The sequence below is a fragment of the Methylopila henanensis genome, from assembly GCF_042681025.1.
GTDB classification, from domain to species: domain Bacteria; phylum Pseudomonadota; class Alphaproteobacteria; order Rhizobiales; family Methylopilaceae; genus Methylopila; species Methylopila henanensis.
Genome location: NZ_JBHUER010000004.1, coordinates 342,985 through 359,460, shown reverse-complemented (window position 1 = coordinate 359,460; position 16,476 = coordinate 342,985). Strand labels below are relative to the sequence as shown.

Here is a 16,476-nt window from a genome sequence, read left to right as displayed (position 1 = left end):
AGACATGTCCAACGTCCATCCGTATGTCGGCCGCGCCCAGCCGCGCGTCGACGGCGCGCTCAAGGTCACGGGCCGCGCGCGATACGCCGCCGAGTTCCGCGCCGACGACATGGTCTACGCGGCCGCCGCGCCGGCGACGATCGCAAAGGGCCGGATCGTCTCGCTCGACCTGTCAAAGGCGCGATCCGCGCCCGGCGTCATCGACATCCTGACCCACGAGAACCGTCCCGACATCCCCGAGAGCGACGAGCCCTACCTCAACGACATGGTGGCGGTGCCGGGCAGCCCGTTCCGGCCGCTCAAGGACGACCGCATCGTCTACAGCGGTCAGGCGATCGCGCTGGTGATCGCCGACACCCATGAGAACGCGCGCCACGCCGCCTCGCTGGTCGCGGCGGAGTACGAGGCGGAGCCGCCCGTCGTCGACGTCGCCGCGGCGCGCGGGGAGGCCTACGACACGTTCGAGCCCCGCGACGGCATCCCCCCGCCCCCGCCGCCCCGCGGCGACGCCGAGGCGGCGTTCGAGGGGGCGGCCATCCGCCTCCGCAATGACTACCGGGTCGCGCCGGAACATCACAATCCGATGGAGCTGATGGCGACGACCGTGGTCTGGGAGGGAGAAGGACGCCTGACGATCCACACCAAGACCCAAGGCGTCATCAACCCGAAGAACTACATCTGCGCGGTGTTCGGGCTCGATCCGGACAACGTCACGGTGAATTCGCCCTTCGTGGGCGGGGCCTTCGGCATGGCTCTCCGGCCGCATTACGATCTGGTGCTTGCGACCATGGCGGCGCTGAAGCTCGAACGGTCGGTGCGGCTCGTGCTGACCCGCGCCCAGATGTACACGATGGGCTGGCGGCCCGACACGCTGCAGACGGTGGCGCTGTCGGCGAACGGGGACGGCGCGCTGAGCTCGATCAGCCATCACGCCATCCAGGCGACCTCGCGCTACGAGGACTATCAGGAGCCGATCGTGAACTGGTCGGGCCTGCTCTACGACTGCCCGAACGTCAGCCTCAAGTACGAACTCGCGAAGATCGACACCGCCACGCCCTCCGACATGCGCGCGCCCGGCGCGACGCTCGGGGTCTATGCGCTTGAGGCCGCGATGGACGAGCTGTCCTACGAGCTCGGGGTCGATCCGCTGGAGCTTCGGCTGAAGAACTACGCCGAGAGGGACAGGAACGACGACAAGCCGTTCTCGTCGAAGGAGCTCAGGGCGGCCTACGCCCAGGGCGCGGAGCGTTTCGGCTGGTCGAAGCGGAGCCCCGAACCGCGATCGATGCGCGACGGGAAGGAGCTCGTCGGGCTCGGCATGGCGACGGGCTGCTGGGAGGCGATGATGCAGCCGCATTCGGCGAGCGCGACGCTCTCCGCAGACGGCAGGCTCGAAGTCGCCTGCGGCACGGCCGACATCGGAACCGGGACCTACACGATCCTGTCGCAGATCGCCGCCGACGAGTTCGGTCTGGACATCGGCGACGTGACGGCGAGGGTCGGCGACACCACGCTGCCGATGGCCCCGGTGGAGGGCGGCTCCTGGGCCGCCGCGTCCGCCGGCAACGCCGTCCGCGTCGCGTGCAAGGCGCTGAAGGAGAACCTGCTGAAGCACGCCCGCGGGCTCGACGGCAGCCCGCTCGCCAACGCCTCGCTCGACCATGTCGCGTTCGCGAACGGTCGGATCGCGCTCGGCTCGGACGAAAGCCAGTCGGTCAGCTTCGCCGACGCGGTCCGCGCCTCGGGCGAGGCCGCGGTGACGGCCAAGGCGGACTTCGCGCCCGACGAAGACTTCTCGAAGAAATTCGCGGCCTATACGCACTCGGCGGTGTTCGCCGAGGTCAAGGTCGACGAGGAGCTTGGCGTGATCCGGGTGACCCGCGTCGTCAGCGCGATCGCGGCCGGCAGGATCCTGAACCTCGCGACCGCGCGCAGCCAGATCCTCGGCGGCGTAGTGATGGGGATCGGCATGGCGCTCCACGAGGAGACGCTGTGGGACAAGCGTCTCGGCCGCGTGGTGAACGCCAATCTCGGCGAGTATCACATGCCGGCGCACGCCGACGTCCAGAACATCGACGTCATCTTCGTCGAGGAGGACGACAAGGCGAATCCGCTCGGCGTGAAGGGTCTCGGCGAGATCGGCATCGTGGGCGCGGCCGCCGCGATCGCGAACGCGGTGTTCCACGCGACCGGCAGGCGCGTGCGCGAGCTGCCGATCACGATCGACAAGCTGCTCTGAGGCGGAGGGGGCGGCCCGGGACCGCCGGCACGCCCCTCCCCCTCCCCGGCTCAGAATCGGTAGGTGACGCCGACGCCCGTGACCCACGGGTTGATCTTGGCCTTGCCGCGCACGTCGGCGCCGCCGGCCGTCAGCCTGATCTTCGGCTCCATATAGATCTTCTTGAGGTCGACGTTCACGCCCCAGTGCTCGTCGATCATGTAGTCGAAGCCGATCTGGGCCGCGACGCCGACCGAGTTCTTCAGCTTCAGCCGCGAGATCGCCGGGCCGCCGTCCTCGTTGAAGTAGATCGAGTAGTTCACGCCGGCGCCGACATAGGGCTTGAACGCCCCGAAATTGGTGAAGTGGTACTGCGCCGTCACCGTCGCAGGGATCACCCACGTGTCGCCGATCCTGAGGCCGTTGATCGCGCCGCGTCCCTTGATCGCGTGCTTCGAGGCGCAGCAGATCACCTCGACCGCGAGATTGGGCGTGAAGAAATAGCTGAAGTCGATCTCCGGCATGACGTCGCTGGAGACGCGGGCGCTCCCCGGTATGTTGAGCTTCGCGGACGAGTCCGGCAGCACGCCGATGGCGCGGACGCGCACCATGAACCGGCTCCACTCCGTCGGAGCCGCGGCGGCGAAGCTCGGCGTGCCCCCGAGGTCCGCCGCGCGGGCCGGGCCGAAGGCCTGCGCCGAGGCGAGCAGCGCGAGCGACAATGCGTAGAGCGACTTCATGACCTTCTGATCCCCTGAATGGACGGCCGACAGCCGTGTCCTCAGGGATAGGCGGGCAGCGTTCGCCGCGCGTTGACCTGCGTCAAACGCATGACCCTCGCAGACGTCACACCACCAGCGAATGCCGCGCGCCCGCGCCGAGATAGGCGTCGAAGGCGCTGGCGACGATGCGGGCCAGCGCCGGCCCGTCGCGGAGGATCGCGACCCGGCTCCCGTCGACGCGGACGAAGCCCTGCTCCGCCAGCGACCGCAGCTTCGCGAGGTCCTGCGCGAAGATCGAGGGGTCGGCGCTGTGGCGGCGGCAGACCGCGTCGAGATCGACGGCGAAGCCGCACATCACCTCCTCGATGACGTCCGAGCGCAGGCGGTCCTCTGCGGTCAGCGCGCGGCCTTTCGCGGTCGCGAAGCGGCCTGCGTCGATCGCTCGCGCCCAGCCCGCCGCGTCGGCCGCGTTCTGGGCGTAGCCCTCGCGCAGCCTGCCGACCGCGGACGGCCCCAGTCCGATGAGGACGTCGGCCCGGTCGGCGACATAGCCCTGGAAGTTGCGGCGCAGCCGTCCGTCCTGCGCCGCCCGCGCCAGCGGGTCGCCCGGCTTCGCGAAATGATCGATGCCGACCGCGCCGTAGCCCGCCGCGAGCAGGGTTTCGCGCGCGGTTTCGGCGAGATCGAACCGGGAGGGGGAATCAGGCAGCTCGCCCTCGTCGATCAGCCGCTGGTTCGCCCGGAACCAGGGCACGTGGGCGTAGCCGAACAGCGAGATCCTGTCGGCTTCGAGCGAGGCCGCGAGCCGCGCCGTGTCGCGGATGGAGCGCATCGTCTGGCGCGGCAGGCCGTAGATCAGATCGAGGTTCAGCCCGCTCACGCCCGCCGCCCGCAGCGCCGCAACGGCGGAGCGGACCACGGCGAACGGCTGCGCGCGCCCGATCGCGCGCTGCACGTCGTCGTCGAAGTCCTGCACGCCGAGGCTGGCGCGCGTCACCCCGCTCGCCTTGAGCCGCCGCGCGCTGTCGCGCGTCACCCAGCGGGGGTCGAGCTCGATGGCGTGTTCGGCCTCCGACGCCACGTCGAAACGGTCGCACAGCTCGGTCACGAGGCTGTCGAACACGTCGGGCGGCAGCAGGTTCGGGGTGCCGCCGCCCCAGTGGATCTGGCCGACGCGCAGCGGCCCAGCGCGGTCCGCGACGAGCTCGATCTCGCGCCGCAGCCTGTCGGCGAAGGCGACGATCGGCTCGTCGCGCCGGGCCGCCTTGGTGGCGCAGGCGCAGTAGTGGCAGATCGACCGGCAGAAGGGCACGTGAAGGTAGAGCGAGGCGGAGACGTTCGAGCCCGCGAGGCCGCGAAGCCAGCCGTCGTAGTCCTGCGGCCCGACCTCCGCCCCGAAATGCGGCGTGGTCGGATAGGAGGTGTAGCGCGGCGCGGAGCGGCGCACGAGCTCCGAAAGCCGAAGCGAAATCATGGGTCGGTCTCCGTTCGCGATCGGGACTGGGCCGGGCCGCGCAGGCTTCAGTGCGAGAGCAGAAGCGGAACCGGCGCTGTCTCCAGCAGGTCCTTGGTGACGCCGCCGAACATCCATTCCCGCGTGCGGCTGTGGCCGTAGGCGCCGGAGACGATCAGCCCCGCGCGGAGATCGTCGGCCACGTCGAGCAGTTCCTCCGCGACCGACGACAGCTCTCCCGCCCTCACCAGCGGCCGGCTGTTTGCGCCATGACGGCCGAGCCACGCGGCGACGTCCTCTGCGCCCTCGTCCCGGAAGGACGGGGTCGCGGCGACCACGACCACCTCGCCGGCGCGCACGAGAAGCGGCAGCGCGTCATAGACCGCCCGGCGCGCCTCCCGCGTGTCCTTCCACGCGACCACGACGGCCCTGATCGAGAGGTCGTCGACTTCGGGCGGCGCGACCAGGACGGGGCGCCCGCATTCCATGACGACGTAGCCCGGCGATACGCCGAGCATGGGATCGATCTGATCGTAGGAGGCGCGGCGTCCGACGACGACGATGTCGGCGGCGCGCGCCTGCTCGACCACATGGCGGTCCGGGGCGAGGAAGCCGGAGCGCCATTCGAGGTCGTTCCGCGAGCCGGCCACGTCGAGGAAGGTCTGGCGCGCAAGCTCCAGATCGCGCTCCACCCGACGCCTTTCCGCCTCGGCCCCCAGGCCGTCGTCGTACAGCAGCAGGGCCTGCTCCGCTGCGACGCCCGTCAGCCGGGCGCCGAACATGTCCGCCAGCGACGCGGCGAGACGGCCGCGCGGGGCGGCGTAGGGCGAAAGGTCGAAATGGGCCAGCACGCTCGCATAGGACGGCGCGGCTGCGGTCGGTCGTGTCATGGTCCGTCTCCTCCCCTCAGGGGCGTCCGGCGACGGTCGGACGAAAGCCGCGGCTGCGCTTTGATCCTGCTCAAGCGGCGCGCTCGTTTCGGGATCGGCTGCGAGCCGCTATACGTCGCGCATGAGCGCCACGCGGGACGCTGAGACGGACGAAACGACGAGCGCGCCGCGCGGCGCGGGCGGGCTCGCCGTGTTCACGCTCGACGCCGCCGGACGCGTCCTCACCTGGCCGGACGCCGCCCAACGGGTCTGCGGATGGCGGGCCGACGAGGTGGTCGGCCGGCCGGTCGCCATCCTCGCAGCGGCGTCGGATTCGGAAGTCGGCGCCCCGACTCTGGCCGGCGGCCTCACCGAGCTGGCGCGGTCGGACGGCTCGCGCTTCCTCGCCGAGGTCGCGGCGACCGCGATTCCGGACGGCGGCTACGCGCAGGCCGTCCGCGACGTCGGCGAGAGCTTCGCCTCGGAGGCCGCGCTCAGGGCGCGCGAGGCCCATCTCAGCTCGATCCTCGAGACCATCCCGGACGCGATGATCGTGATCGACGAACAGGCGATCGTGCGCTCCTTCAGCGCCGCGGCCATCCGCCAGTTCGGCTACCAGCCCGAGGAGGTGGTCGGCCGCAACATCAGCATGCTGATGCCCGAGCCTTACCGGACGCAGCATGACGGCTACATGGCCCGCTATCTCGCGACCGGCGAGCGCCGGATCATCGGCCTCGGCCGCGTCGTCGTCGGCGAGCGCAAGGACGGCTCGACCTTCCCGATGGAGCTTGCGGTCGGCGAGATGCGCTCGGCGGGCGAACGCTATTTCACCGGCTTCATCCGCGACCTGACGGAACGGCGGCAGGCCGAGGCGCGGCTGCAGGAGATCCAGTCCGAGCTCATCCACATGTCGCGCTTCACGGCGCTCGGCGAGATGGCGTCGACCCTGGCGCACGAGATCAACCAGCCGCTGACCGCGATCACGAACTACCTCAAGGGCTCGCGGCGGATGCTGGAGCGCATGGAGGGCGAGCAGGCCTCGATTCTCCGCAGCGCGGTGGACGAAGCCGCGGAGCAGGCGCTTCGCGCAGGCGCCGTGATCCGCCGGCTGCGCGAGTTCGTCGCCCGCGGGGAGACCGAGCGCCACATCGAAGACCTGCCCCGGCTGATCGAGGAGGCAAGCGCCCTCGCCCTGGTCGGCGCGAAGGAGCGCGGCGTGCGCGTCTCGTTCCGCCTCGCGCCGGCCGCGCGGCTGGCGCTGGCCGATCGTATCCAGATCCAGCAGGTGCTGCTGAACCTCATCCGGAACGCCGTCGAGGCGATGGAGCGCGCGCCGCGCCGCGAACTCGAGATCGCGACCGAGGCGCTGCCCGACGGGCTGCTTGCGGTGAGCGTGACCGACACCGGCCCCGGCGTCGCGCCCGAGATCGCCGGACGCCTGTTCCAACCCTTCGTGAGCACGAAGGACGACGGCATGGGGGTCGGCCTTTCGATCTGCCGGACGATCGTCGAGGCTCACGGCGGCAGGCTGGACATGTCCTCGCCGCCGGGGGGCGGCGCCAAGTTCACGTTCACCCTGCGCGCGGTCGACGAACGGGAGCTCGCGAATGGCGAATGAGGCTGTCGTTCACGTGGTGGACGACGACGACGCGGTGCGCCGCTCGCTGTCCTTCCTGCTGGCGTCGGACGGCCTGCCCGTGCGGCTGCACACGTCGGCGGACGCCTTTCTCGCGCATATCGACGGCGTCCAGGAAGGCTGCGTCGTGACGGACGTGCGGATGCCGGGCACCGACGGCATAGCCTTCCTCCGCCGGCTCAAGCAGGAGGGGCTGGCGCTTCCCGTGATCGTCATGACCGGCCATGCGGACGTGCCGATGGCGGTGGAGGCCCTGAAGCAGGGCGCCGTGGACTTCATCGAGAAGCCGTTCAGCGACGACCTGTTCCTCGCCGCGGTCAGGTCCGCGCTCGCGAGCCGCGCCGCCGAGGCGCGCGAGCACGCCCGCGCGGCCGAGATGCGCGAGCGCGCGGAGCATCTGTCCGAACGCGAGCGCGAGGTGCTCGACGGGCTCGTGGACGGCAAGGCCAACAAGGTCATCGCGTTCGAGCTCGGGATCAGCGCCCGCACGGTCGAGATCTACCGGGCGAACGTCATGACCAAGATGCAGGCCAGAAGCCTGTCCGAGCTGGTCCGCATGGCGGTCGCGGCGGGCCTCGACGTCGACCGCAAGGAGCCTCCGCGCGGTTGACGAAGATCAAGCCGGAGCCCGCGGACCGGCGATAAGGTCCGACGCCCTTGCCGAGGCGTCAGGTGAAGTCATGTCCGCGAACACCGGCGTCGTGATCGTCGTCGACGACGACGAGGCCGTCAGGGCCTCCATGCGCTTCGCGCTCGAACTCGAGGGGCTCGACGTTCGCCTCTACGACGGCGGCGCCGCGCTGCTCGCCGCGGGCGAACTGCCCGAGACGGGGTGCCTGCTGATCGACCAGTGGATGCCCGGCATGGAGGGCGTCGACCTGATCGCCCGCCTGCGGGAGCGTCGCGTGCTGCTGCCGGTCATCCTCATGACGGCGAAATCGACCGAGGAGCTGCGCCGCCGCGCCGGCGCGGCCGGGGCGGAGCTGGTCGTCGAAAAACCCTTCGGAGACGGCGTGCTGATGGACGGCATCCACCGCGCGCTCGCCCCCCGCTGAACGGCGGCGGAAGGCAACTCAGGAACTCCCCTTAGGGGCCTATCTGAATTTTGCGGAGCGCCCGCCGGCCGTAGCTCTGGATCGCCGCCAGACGCGGCCGATGGAGTCCGCCAGATGCTCGCCGCCTTCGAACCCGCACCCTTCCGCCGCCACGCCGAAAGCCGCGTCGAGCCGCTCCGCGCGCATGTCCCGCTCAAGGTCTTCTCGAAGGATCAGGAGATCTTCGCCGAGGGCGACGAGGCGGACGTGTTCTACAAGGTCGTCAGCGGGGCGGTGCGGACCTACAAGCTGCTGAGCGACGGCCGTCGCCAGATCGACGCGTTCCACCTCGCAGGCGAGATCTTCGGAGCCGAGGCGGGAGGCGAGCATCGCTTCACCGCGGAGGCGGTCGGCGAGGTCTCGCTGATCGGCTACCGCAGGCGCTCCATCGACGTCCTCGCCTTCGACGATCCCGACCTCGCGCGGGAGGTGCTTTCGGCGACGATGGCCTCGCTCGCCCGCGCGCAGGAGCACATGCTGCTGCTCGGGCGCAAGAGCGCGGTCGAGAAGATCGCCAGCTTCCTCCTCGGCCTCGCCGAGAGGATGACGAGCGGAGGAGCCGTGGACCTGCCCATGGCGCGCATCGACATCGCCGACCATCTCGGCCTGACCATCGAGACGGTGTCGCGCACGCTGACCCAGCTCGAGCGTCAGGGCGTCATCTCGCTGCCGGCCAACCGCCGCGGCGTCGTGCTGAAGGACCGCGCCGCGCTCCGCCGCCTGAGGGCCTGAGCGCGGCGCCATCGATCGTCTCGCCAAATCGAAAACGCCCGCGGAGACCGCGGGCGTTTTCGCATGCGCGGACCGCCGTCAGGAGGCGGGCGGAACGTAGCCGTTCATCGCCGGCATCATGTTGGCGTGCATGTGGTGCATCACCCAGATCGAGCCGCCGATCGTCAGCACCACGATCACCGCCGTGAACAGGAAGGCGAGCAGCGTCCAGCCGCCCTCCGACCGCGTGTCGAGGTGGAGGAAGCTGACGACGTGCACGACGATCTGGACGAAGGCCATCGCGAAGATGATCGCGGCCGTCGCGCCCGGACCGACCGGAGCGCCCGACATGACGAGCCAGAACGGGATGACGGTCAGGACGATCGCCAGCGCGACGCCGATCCGGTAGCCGCGGCGGTCGCCGGCGTGATGCGCGGCTTGAAGAGGGGCGCTCAACGGATCACTCCATAGAGATAAACGAAGGTGAAGACGCCGATCCAGATGATGTCCAGGAAGTGCCAGAACATGGACAGGCAAATGAGGCGGCGCTTCATCTCGCCGGTCAGTCCGTGTCGACGGAGCTGGACCAGCAGCGTGACGAGCCAGATCAGGCCGGCGGCGACATGGGCGCCGTGGGTTCCGACCAGGGTGAAGAACGCGGACAGGAACGCGCTGCGCTGGGGCGTCGCGCCCTCCGCGATCAGGTGGTGGAACTCGTAGAGCTCGACGCCCAGGAAGGCGGCGCCGAGCAGGCCCGTCGCCGCGAGCCAGAACCGGACCGGGCCGACGCGGCCGGCCTCCATATGCGGGATGGCCTGCCCGAAGGTGATCGACGAGGCGAGCAGAAGCGCGGTGTTGAGCGCGACCAGCGGCAGGTCAAAGATTTCCCGCGGCGTAGGCCCGCCGGCGTAGGCCGTGCTCACCACGCCGAACATCGCGAACAGCGAGGCGAAGATGAGCGCGTCGCTCATCAGGTAGATCCAAAAGCCCAGCACCGTGGCGCTTCCGCCGTGGTCGTGGTGGGCGTCCTCCTCGGCGTGATGCCAGACGACGGCGTCGCCGTGAGGCGCGAGAGCGCGATCGGTCATGTCAGGCCCCCATGCCGAGCAGCGACCGCCGCTCGCCTTCCATCGCCGCGACCTCGTCGGCCGGGATGAAGTAATCGCGCTTGAAGTTGAAGGTGTGCCCGATCGAGACGGCGAGCATCGCGAGGAAGCTCAACGCGGCGAGCCACCACATGTACCAGACCATGGCGAAGCCGAGCGTGAGCGCCAGGCCGGAGAGGATCACGCCCGCCCCGGTGTTCTTCGGCATGTGGATCGGCCGGAAGCCGACCGTGGGGCGCTGGTAGCCCCGCGCCTTCATGTCGTACCAGGCGTCCAGATCGTGGACGACGGGCGTGAAGGCGAAGTTGTAGGGCGGCGGCGGCGAGGACGTGGCCCATTCGAGCGTGCGGCCGTCCCACGGGTCGCCGGTCGTGTCGCGCAGCTGCTCGCGCTTCACGAAGCCCATGACGATGCTCATCACGAAGCCGAGGATGCCGACCAGGATGATGGCCGCGCCGATGGTCGCGACGACGAAGTAGGGCTGCAGGCTCGGATCGGCGAAGTGGTTGACGCGCCGCACCGTGCCCATGAGGCCGACCACGTAGATCGGCGTCCAGGCGATCCAGTAGCCGATCACCCAGCCCCAGAAGGCGACCTTGCCCCAGAAGGGATCGAGCTTGAAGCCGAAAGCCTTCGGGAACCAGTAGACCATGGCCGCGAACAGGCCGAACACGACGCCGCCGATGATGGTGTTGTGGAAGTGCGCCACCAGGAACAGCGAGTTGTGGAGCACGAAGTCCGCCGGCGGGATCGCCAGCAGCACGCCCGTCATGCCGCCGACCACGAAGGTCAGCATGAAGGCGACCACCCACATCATTGGCAGCTCGAACCGGATGTTGCCGCGGTACATCGTGAACAGCCAGTTGAAGATCTTCGCGCCCGTCGGGATCGAGATCACCATCGTGGCGATGCCGAAGAACGAGTTCACCGTCGGCCCGGCCCCCATCGTGAAGAAATGGTGCAGCCAGACGAGGTAGGCGAGGATGGTGATGACCACCGTCGCGTAGACCATCGAGGAATAGCCGAACAGGCGCTTGCCGGTGAACGTCGACGTGATTTCGGAATAGATGCCGAAGGCGGGCAGGATCAGGACATAGACCTCCGGGTGGCCCCAGATCCACACCATGTTCCAGTACATCATCGGCGCGCCGCCGTTGTCGTTCGTGAAGAACGCGGTGCCGACGTAGCGGTCGAGCATCAGGAGGAAGAACGCGGCGGTGAGCGCCGGGAAGATCGCGATCGCGAGCACGTTCGAGCACAGCGCGGTCCAGACGAAGACCGGCAGCTTCATCATGGTCATGCCGGGCGCCCGCATCTTGATGACGGTGACGACCATGTTGATCGCCGACAGCGTCGTCCCGACGCCCGCGATCTGCAGCGACCACAAGTAATAGTCGACGCCCGTGTCCGGGCTGTAGGCGATCCCAGCAAGCGGCGCGTAGGACAGCCAGCCGGTGCGGGCGAACTCGCCCACGAACAGCGAGACCATCGTGAGGACGGCGCCCGCGGCGGTCAGCCAGAAGCTCAGATTGTTGAGAAACGGAAACGCGACGTCGCGCGCGCCGATCTGCAGCGGCATCACGTAGTTGATGATGCCCACCACCAGCGGGATCGCAACGAAGAAGATCATGATCGTCCCGTGGGCCGTGAAGATCTGGTCGTAGTGGTGGGAGTTCAGGTAACCCTCGTTCGCGCCGAAGGCGATCGCCTGCTGGAGGCGCATCATCAGCGCGTCGGCGAAGCCGCGCAGCAGCATGATGATGGCGAGGACGATGTACATTATGCCGATCTTCTTGTGATCGACGCTCGTGAACCATTCCTTCCAGAGATAACTCCAGAGCCGGAAGTAGGTGATCGCGCCCACGATGGCCAAACCGAGAAGGGCGACCACAAGGAACGTGCCGACGAGGATCGGTTCGTGGATCGGGAACGAGTCCCAGCCGAGACGGCCGAAGATCGTTTGGGAGAGCGTTTCAGTCATGACGGACCTGGAAGCGAGGGGTCCTGCCCGTTCGACGCGCGGCGCGCCGGGGGCCGGATGAGGATCGTCGGAAGCGCGGCTGTCAGCGCCCGTGGACGGCGTGGGCGGCGGTCGGACCCGAGCCCGCCCGCGCGTCGGGGCCGGCGGCCCCCGTGTGGCCGCCATGCGAACCGCCGCCCGCCTCCATGTCGCGCCGCATCACGTCGGCCACGCAGGGTTTTCCGGGCTCCACGCAGCGGTTGAGCACGAGGTCGAACAGGCCAGGCCGGGCGTCGCCGAAGCGGGCCGCCGGCTCCCGTTCGCTGGGCTTGACCAGCTCCATGAGCTTCTCGCGGTCGAGGACGCCGCCGGCGGCCCGCGCGTCGGCGACCCAGCGGTCGAACTCCGCCGTCTCGAAGCCGCGCAGCTTGAAGCGCATGTGGGAGTAGCCCCGGCCGGTGTAGTTGGCCGAATAGCCCCAGCTCTCGCCGGGCTTGTTCAGCACGGCGTTCAGCTCAGACCGCATGGTCGGCATGGCGTAGATCATGCCGGCGAGCGTCGGGGCGTAGAAGGTGTTGAACTGGTCGGACGAGGTGATCGCGAAGCGGACCGGAACGTCCACCGGCAGCGCCAGCTCGTTCACGGTCGCGATCCCGAGGTCGGGGTAGATGAAGAGCCACTTCCAGTCGAGCGCGACCGCCTGCACGTTGAGCGGCGTCATGTCGGCGGTGACCGGCCGTCCCGGCGCGATCCGGTCGAGCGGCCGGAACGGATCGAGCAGATGCGTGCTCGTCCAGGTCACGGCGCTGAGCGCGATGATGATGAGCAGCGGGCAGGACCAGATCACCAGCTCGAGCTTGGTCGAGTGGTCGAAGGTGGGATCGTAGATCTTGTGCGGATTGCTCCAGCGGTAGCGGTAGGCGAACAGCGCCGTCAGGACCATCACGGGCACAATGATGAGCAGCATGACGCCGACCGAGAACAGGATCAGGTTGCGCTGCTGGAGGGCGATGTCGCCCGTGGGGTTCATCGTGACCATGTCGCAGCCCCCGAGCAGGAGCGGCAGGGCGACGAGCGGAAGGGCGGCGGCCCGTTTCATGAGGCGGGATCCTGATCTGACCATGGCCCCGGAATAGGCGCCCGCCCGTTCGCCGGCTTTGATCCCGATCAAGTCCGGTTCGAAACTTTGCCGCTATGGCGTTCGGCAAGGTCGATGGCGGCGCGGGCGCACGGAGCGCGGGCCGCCGACGGACCGGCTCAGAGGACCGCACGAATGGCCGCCACATCCGCACGCCCCGCAAGCTCGACTGAGCTCGAGCGCGACGCCCGGCTTCTCAACGCGAGGGAGCACCGGATCCGGCCCGGCGAGATCGCCGTCGGCGTCATCATCGGGCGGTCGTCCGAGTTCTTCGACTTCTTCGTCTACGCGATCGCGTCGGTGCTGGTGTTCCCGTCGCTGATCTTCCCTTACGCCGACGCGCTGACGGGCACGCTCTACTCCTTCGCCGTCTTCTCGCTCGCCTTCGTCGCCCGGCCGTTCGGGGCGCTGCTGTTCATGTGGATCGACCGGAGGCACGGCCGCGGGGCGAAGCTCACCATCGCGCTGTTCCTGCTCGGCGGATCGACCGCCGCCATCGCCTTCCTGCCGGGCCACGCGCAGGTCGGCGACCTCGCCGTGGTCATCCTGGCGCTGTTCCGGATCGGCCAGGGCTTCGCCCAGGGCGGCGCGTGGGACGGCCTGCCGGCGCTGCTGTCGCTCAGCGCGCCTCCCGCGCGGCGCGGCTGGTTCGCGATGGTTCCGCAGCTCGGCGCGCCGATCGGGATGTTCGTGGCGAGCGCGATCTTCGCGTTCCTCCTCGCGACGCTGAAGCCGGAGGATTTCTTCGACTGGGGATGGCGCTATCCGTTCTTCGTCGCCTTCGTCATCAACGTGGTGGCCCTGTTCGCCCGCCTCCGGCTGATCTCGACCCCCGAGTTCGAACGCCTGTTCGAAAGCCGCGAGCTGCAGCCCTCGCCCGTGTCGGAGCTGTTCCGCGAGGAGGGCCGCACCGTCGTCCTCGGCGCCTTCGCGCCGCTCGCGAGCTTCGCGCTCTTCCACCTCGTCACCGTGTTCCCGCTGTCCTGGGTGGTGCTGACCTCCGCCGACGCGCCGCTGCGCTTTCTGGTGATCGAACTGGTCGGGGCCGCCGTCGGTCTGGCGGCCGTGGCGCTCTCCGGCGTGCTCGCGGACCGCTTCAGCGGCCGGACGGTGCTCGCCGCCTCGGCGGTCCTGATCGGCGTCTATGGCCTGACCGCGCCGCAGCTTCTGGACAAGGGCCCCGCCGGCGAATGGACCTATGTGCTGGTGGGCTTCGCGCTTCTCGGGCTCGCCTTCGGCCAGTCTTCCGGCGCCCTGAACGCGAGCTTCTCCCCGAAGCGCCGCTACACCGGCGCCGGCACGACGGCGACGGCCGCGTGGTTCATCGGCGCCGGCTTCGCGCCGCTGGTCGCCCTGCTGCTGGCGAGCGCCTTCGGACTGACGTCGGTGGGCCTCTACCTCCTCTCCGGAGCCGCCTGCACCCTCGGCGCCCTCTGGCTCAACCGAAGAACGAACGGCGCTTCCGCCCGGCGGTAGCGGCCTCCCGCCGTCGGCGGGCGCTCTGCGCCAAAGCCCGCCGCCGGTCGCCATCTCCCGATTGCCCCGCGCGTCGCGATCGGCTAGTTTCCGCGCCGGCTCAGGCACCCGTAGCTCAGCTGGATAGAGCGCTGCCCTCCGAAGGGTGTCCGGGTCGAAAAGTTCAACAAAATCGGGACGTTGTGGACCTTGGGGAGTGTGAATCTCCCGAGAGCGATCCGCGCTGTGGATCGCGTCGGCGTCCACATTCCTTCCACTCCGGGCGTCGGATCTCCACCTCCGGGCCACCTCGATGCATGCCGGACCGCCGCGATGGCCGCCTTTACCATAATAGCGCGGAACTGCGCTGGAGGCTTTCTGGCCAAGTTGCATGTCGTGACGAATCCAAACCGGAAACCACGCACAGTTACGGGCTGCGTCAATCAGGGGCCGCTGGGTCTTAAGGCGTTGGTCAGTTGCGCCGATCGGGCTTAGAAACGTCCGAGCACATTTACCCATGGACTGAAAAGGGTGTGACACCAAGTCAGCTATCACAGGCTCTTAAAACGGGTCGTCGCCTTCAGTTTTTTGGAAGCGACTGACTCTCCTTCGAATTGAGTCGTCATAAGCGACAGCAACGATTTTCCTAACTTCAATCGAAGTTAATTCGAGTCGCAATGTCGGTGGCAACTGCGGTGTTACAGGCAAATCTATCCACTCGTCCGCGCTTGATTTCTGCGCCTGAGGCGAAATGTCTGCCTTCCTAAACCATACCGTTATAGAGTCGTCGAAATCGTCGTCGGTTGCCCATCCAAAATCTGTCTCTAATTCTTTTTCTAAATATTCGGCCGCCTCAACGAGCGCGGAATCTTGAAATAAAACTATGTTTTGTTTTTCGCCTCCGCTTTGAGAAGAATGAAAAATTATACCATCTAAATTTTCGTCAAATTTCTCAGAGAGGAACTCGACAACAAATTGTGTCGGTAGATATTCGTAATCATTGTCAGCCGACGTCACCGGCTGACTCATAATTCCGACTAGCTTTCCCAAAAAGTCCGCTTTACTCTTTAGTGTTCTAAACACAGGATCAAAATAACTAGCTTCCTCGACATACAGGTCTTGGAGCGCAGTCAAATCCAGCAAGCGAAGCTTCCGAATAATATCAAACTGTCCTATTACGACAGCGCTACCAACTGGTGGCCGAATTTCAGCAACACATGTTTCTGCATCTCGGGCACCATAAAACATCGGTATCCAACGAGGGTTCATCCGGCCACTACCGGCGTGCCTAGAAGGTGGGGCCCCCAGTTCGGCAATGGGATTTTCCACAATCCTCGCTATCTCCGCATTTGTTGTGGCGCGTCGCGCTCGAAAAATCTTCGATAAGTTTGTGCCTGGACCCGCATCCCTTATGATATCTCGCTCTCTATTTTTAAATCGAGCAAGCGGTGCAAATATTCCATTTAAAATTACTTCGGCTCGTCGGTTGAAAAAACGTGACCGGGACCGTATCTCAGTTTCGAACGCAGCCCATTCACCTAAAGCTTCATTGATCGAAGGTTTGCGATACCGATAATTTGTTTCGTCACCATATGGATTCTCTTCGCCCATAGCAGCGTCGTCATATGAATAATGGCAATTTGACAAATACTCTTTAATTTCGTCTAATAAATAACCCTCAGATTCAATTATTTCATAAAATATCTGATAGAGACCATCTCCAGACCGCTCCAAATCAAGTCCACCGCCATAATAAGAATAACTATCTGAGCTTACCCTCTCGAAGTCTTCTGTCATGATGACGTGGATGCGATCACAAAGCTCCTCAAAATCGGTGCATTTTTGTCTTTTATCGCAGATCATACATGTGTGAACCGCCCCAATTCTTTCAATTTCATTCTTTAAATAAGCGTCGCCTATACACTCGTGGCAGACGTATCGATGCTCTTCGTCCTGACCGACCATGCTCAAGCTTCCATTTTTTAGTGTGATGGGACGATAGAAAAGCTAGGGAAGCTAGGCCATTTACAAAGACGAGGTCAATTCTCGGCCAAAGTCGACGTGGCCTTTAGCTAAATAATCCACAATCCGGGATTATCCTTCATCCCGTCTCG

At 66.8% G+C, this 16,476-nt stretch carries 14 protein-coding genes; 6 read left to right on the top strand and 8 right to left on the bottom strand.

Annotated elements, in window-relative coordinates:
* Positions 1-4 precede the first annotated feature (4 nt).
* Positions 5-2,239: a xanthine dehydrogenase family protein molybdopterin-binding subunit gene (locus ACFSCV_RS07985; RefSeq protein WP_378798683.1), complete on the top strand. Its 2,235-nt coding sequence runs from the start codon at positions 5-7 to the stop codon at positions 2,237-2,239.
* A 50-nt stretch (positions 2,240-2,289) separates the two neighbouring features.
* Here the strand turns inward: ACFSCV_RS07985 and ACFSCV_RS07980 are convergent, their stop codons facing one another.
* The 3 genes from ACFSCV_RS07980 to ACFSCV_RS07970 form a co-directional block, all read right to left on the bottom strand.
* Positions 2,290-2,958, bottom strand: a complete 669-nt coding sequence (locus ACFSCV_RS07980; RefSeq protein WP_378798681.1) for an OmpW/AlkL family protein — start codon at positions 2,956-2,958, stop codon at positions 2,290-2,292.
* A 106-nt stretch (positions 2,959-3,064) separates the two neighbouring features.
* Positions 3,065-4,414: an oxygen-independent coproporphyrinogen III oxidase gene (gene hemN / locus ACFSCV_RS07975; RefSeq protein ID WP_378798679.1), complete on the bottom strand. Its 1,350-nt coding sequence runs from the start codon at positions 4,412-4,414 to the stop codon at positions 3,065-3,067.
* Positions 4,415-4,461: 47 nt separating this feature from the next.
* The gene (locus ACFSCV_RS07970; RefSeq protein ID WP_378798677.1) at positions 4,462-5,283 is read right to left on the bottom strand and encodes a universal stress protein; all 822 of its coding nucleotides are present in this window, start codon (positions 5,281-5,283) and stop codon (positions 4,462-4,464) included.
* A 121-nt stretch (positions 5,284-5,404) separates the two neighbouring features.
* Here ACFSCV_RS07970 and ACFSCV_RS07965 point away from each other — a divergent pair, with 121 nt between their 5' ends.
* The 4 genes from ACFSCV_RS07965 to ACFSCV_RS07950 all read left to right on the top strand — a co-directional run bounded on the left by ACFSCV_RS07965 (position 5,405) and on the right by ACFSCV_RS07950 (position 8,724).
* On the top strand, positions 5,405-6,880 hold the full coding sequence (locus ACFSCV_RS07965; RefSeq protein ID WP_378798675.1) for a sensor histidine kinase: 1,476 nt from the start codon (positions 5,405-5,407) through the stop codon (positions 6,878-6,880).
* Positions 6,870-7,508 carry a response regulator FixJ gene (gene fixJ, locus ACFSCV_RS07960; protein ID WP_378798673.1) on the top strand — a complete coding sequence of 213 codons (639 nt, stop codon included), beginning with the start codon at positions 6,870-6,872 and terminating at the stop codon, positions 7,506-7,508. Before ACFSCV_RS07965 ends, fixJ begins: the two co-directional genes overlap by 11 nt.
* A 70-nt stretch (positions 7,509-7,578) precedes the next feature.
* Positions 7,579-7,953, top strand: a complete 375-nt coding sequence (locus ACFSCV_RS07955; protein WP_378798671.1) for a response regulator transcription factor — start codon at positions 7,579-7,581, stop codon at positions 7,951-7,953.
* Between the two features lie 114 nt (positions 7,954-8,067).
* Positions 8,068-8,724 carry a helix-turn-helix domain-containing protein gene (locus tag ACFSCV_RS07950; RefSeq protein ID WP_378798669.1) on the top strand — a complete coding sequence of 219 codons (657 nt, stop codon included), beginning with the start codon at positions 8,068-8,070 and terminating at the stop codon, positions 8,722-8,724.
* A 78-nt stretch (positions 8,725-8,802) separates the two neighbouring features.
* Here ACFSCV_RS07950 and cyoD read toward each other — a convergent pair whose 3' ends face one another.
* The 4 genes from cyoD to cyoA all read right to left on the bottom strand — a co-directional run bounded on the left by cyoD (position 8,803) and on the right by cyoA (position 12,868).
* Positions 8,803-9,159 carry a cytochrome o ubiquinol oxidase subunit IV gene (gene cyoD, locus ACFSCV_RS07945; RefSeq protein WP_378798667.1) on the bottom strand — a complete coding sequence of 119 codons (357 nt, stop codon included), beginning with the start codon at positions 9,157-9,159 and terminating at the stop codon, positions 8,803-8,805.
* The gene (gene cyoC / locus ACFSCV_RS07940; RefSeq protein ID WP_378798665.1) at positions 9,156-9,791 is read right to left on the bottom strand and encodes a cytochrome o ubiquinol oxidase subunit III; all 636 of its coding nucleotides are present in this window, start codon (positions 9,789-9,791) and stop codon (positions 9,156-9,158) included. The genes cyoD and cyoC overlap by 4 nt, the downstream gene beginning before the upstream one ends.
* A gap of 1 nt (position 9,792) precedes the next feature.
* Positions 9,793-11,790 (bottom strand): cytochrome o ubiquinol oxidase subunit I, encoded by a 1,998-nt coding sequence (cyoB, locus tag ACFSCV_RS07935; RefSeq protein ID WP_378798663.1) that lies wholly within the window; start codon positions 11,788-11,790, stop codon positions 9,793-9,795.
* 82 nt (positions 11,791-11,872) lie between these two features.
* Positions 11,873-12,868 carry a ubiquinol oxidase subunit II gene (gene cyoA, locus ACFSCV_RS07930; RefSeq protein ID WP_378798661.1) on the bottom strand — a complete coding sequence of 332 codons (996 nt, stop codon included), beginning with the start codon at positions 12,866-12,868 and terminating at the stop codon, positions 11,873-11,875.
* Positions 12,869-13,042: 174 nt separating this feature from the next.
* On the opposite strand from cyoA, the gene ACFSCV_RS07925 reads away from it, so the two are divergent.
* A complete protein-coding gene (locus ACFSCV_RS07925; RefSeq protein WP_378798660.1) occupies positions 13,043-14,383 on the top strand; it encodes an MFS transporter in 1,341 nt (446 codons plus the stop codon).
* A gap of 540 nt (positions 14,384-14,923) precedes the next feature.
* On the opposite strand, the gene ACFSCV_RS07920 is transcribed toward ACFSCV_RS07925, so the two are convergent.
* A complete protein-coding gene (locus ACFSCV_RS07920) occupies positions 14,924-16,327 on the bottom strand; it encodes an RES family NAD+ phosphorylase (RefSeq protein WP_378798658.1) in 1,404 nt (467 codons plus the stop codon).
* Between the last annotated feature and the right edge of the window lie 149 nt (positions 16,328-16,476).

Coding starts and splice junctions, on each gene's coding strand:
- ACFSCV_RS07985 (WP_378798683.1), top strand. CDS start 5: ATGTCCAACGTCCATCCGTATGTCGGCCGCGCCCAGCCGCGCGTCGAC.
- ACFSCV_RS07980 (WP_378798681.1), bottom strand. CDS start 2,958: ATGAAGTCGCTCTACGCATTGTCGCTCGCGCTGCTCGCCTCGGCGCAG.
- hemN (WP_378798679.1), bottom strand. CDS start 4,414: ATGATTTCGCTTCGGCTTTCGGAGCTCGTGCGCCGCTCCGCGCCGCGC.
- ACFSCV_RS07970 (WP_378798677.1), bottom strand. CDS start 5,283: ATGACACGACCGACCGCAGCCGCGCCGTCCTATGCGAGCGTGCTGGCC.
- ACFSCV_RS07965 (WP_378798675.1), top strand. CDS start 5,405: ATGAGCGCCACGCGGGACGCTGAGACGGACGAAACGACGAGCGCGCCG.
- fixJ (WP_378798673.1), top strand. CDS start 6,870: ATGGCGAATGAGGCTGTCGTTCACGTGGTGGACGACGACGACGCGGTG.
- ACFSCV_RS07955 (WP_378798671.1), top strand. CDS start 7,579: ATGTCCGCGAACACCGGCGTCGTGATCGTCGTCGACGACGACGAGGCC.
- ACFSCV_RS07950 (WP_378798669.1), top strand. CDS start 8,068: ATGCTCGCCGCCTTCGAACCCGCACCCTTCCGCCGCCACGCCGAAAGC.
- cyoC (WP_378798665.1), bottom strand. CDS start 9,791: ATGACCGATCGCGCTCTCGCGCCTCACGGCGACGCCGTCGTCTGGCAT.
- cyoB (WP_378798663.1), bottom strand. CDS start 11,790: ATGACTGAAACGCTCTCCCAAACGATCTTCGGCCGTCTCGGCTGGGAC.
- cyoA (WP_378798661.1), bottom strand. CDS start 12,868: ATGAAACGGGCCGCCGCCCTTCCGCTCGTCGCCCTGCCGCTCCTGCTC.
- ACFSCV_RS07925 (WP_378798660.1), top strand. CDS start 13,043: ATGGCCGCCACATCCGCACGCCCCGCAAGCTCGACTGAGCTCGAGCGC.
- ACFSCV_RS07920 (WP_378798658.1), bottom strand. CDS start 16,327: ATGGTCGGTCAGGACGAAGAGCATCGATACGTCTGCCACGAGTGTATA.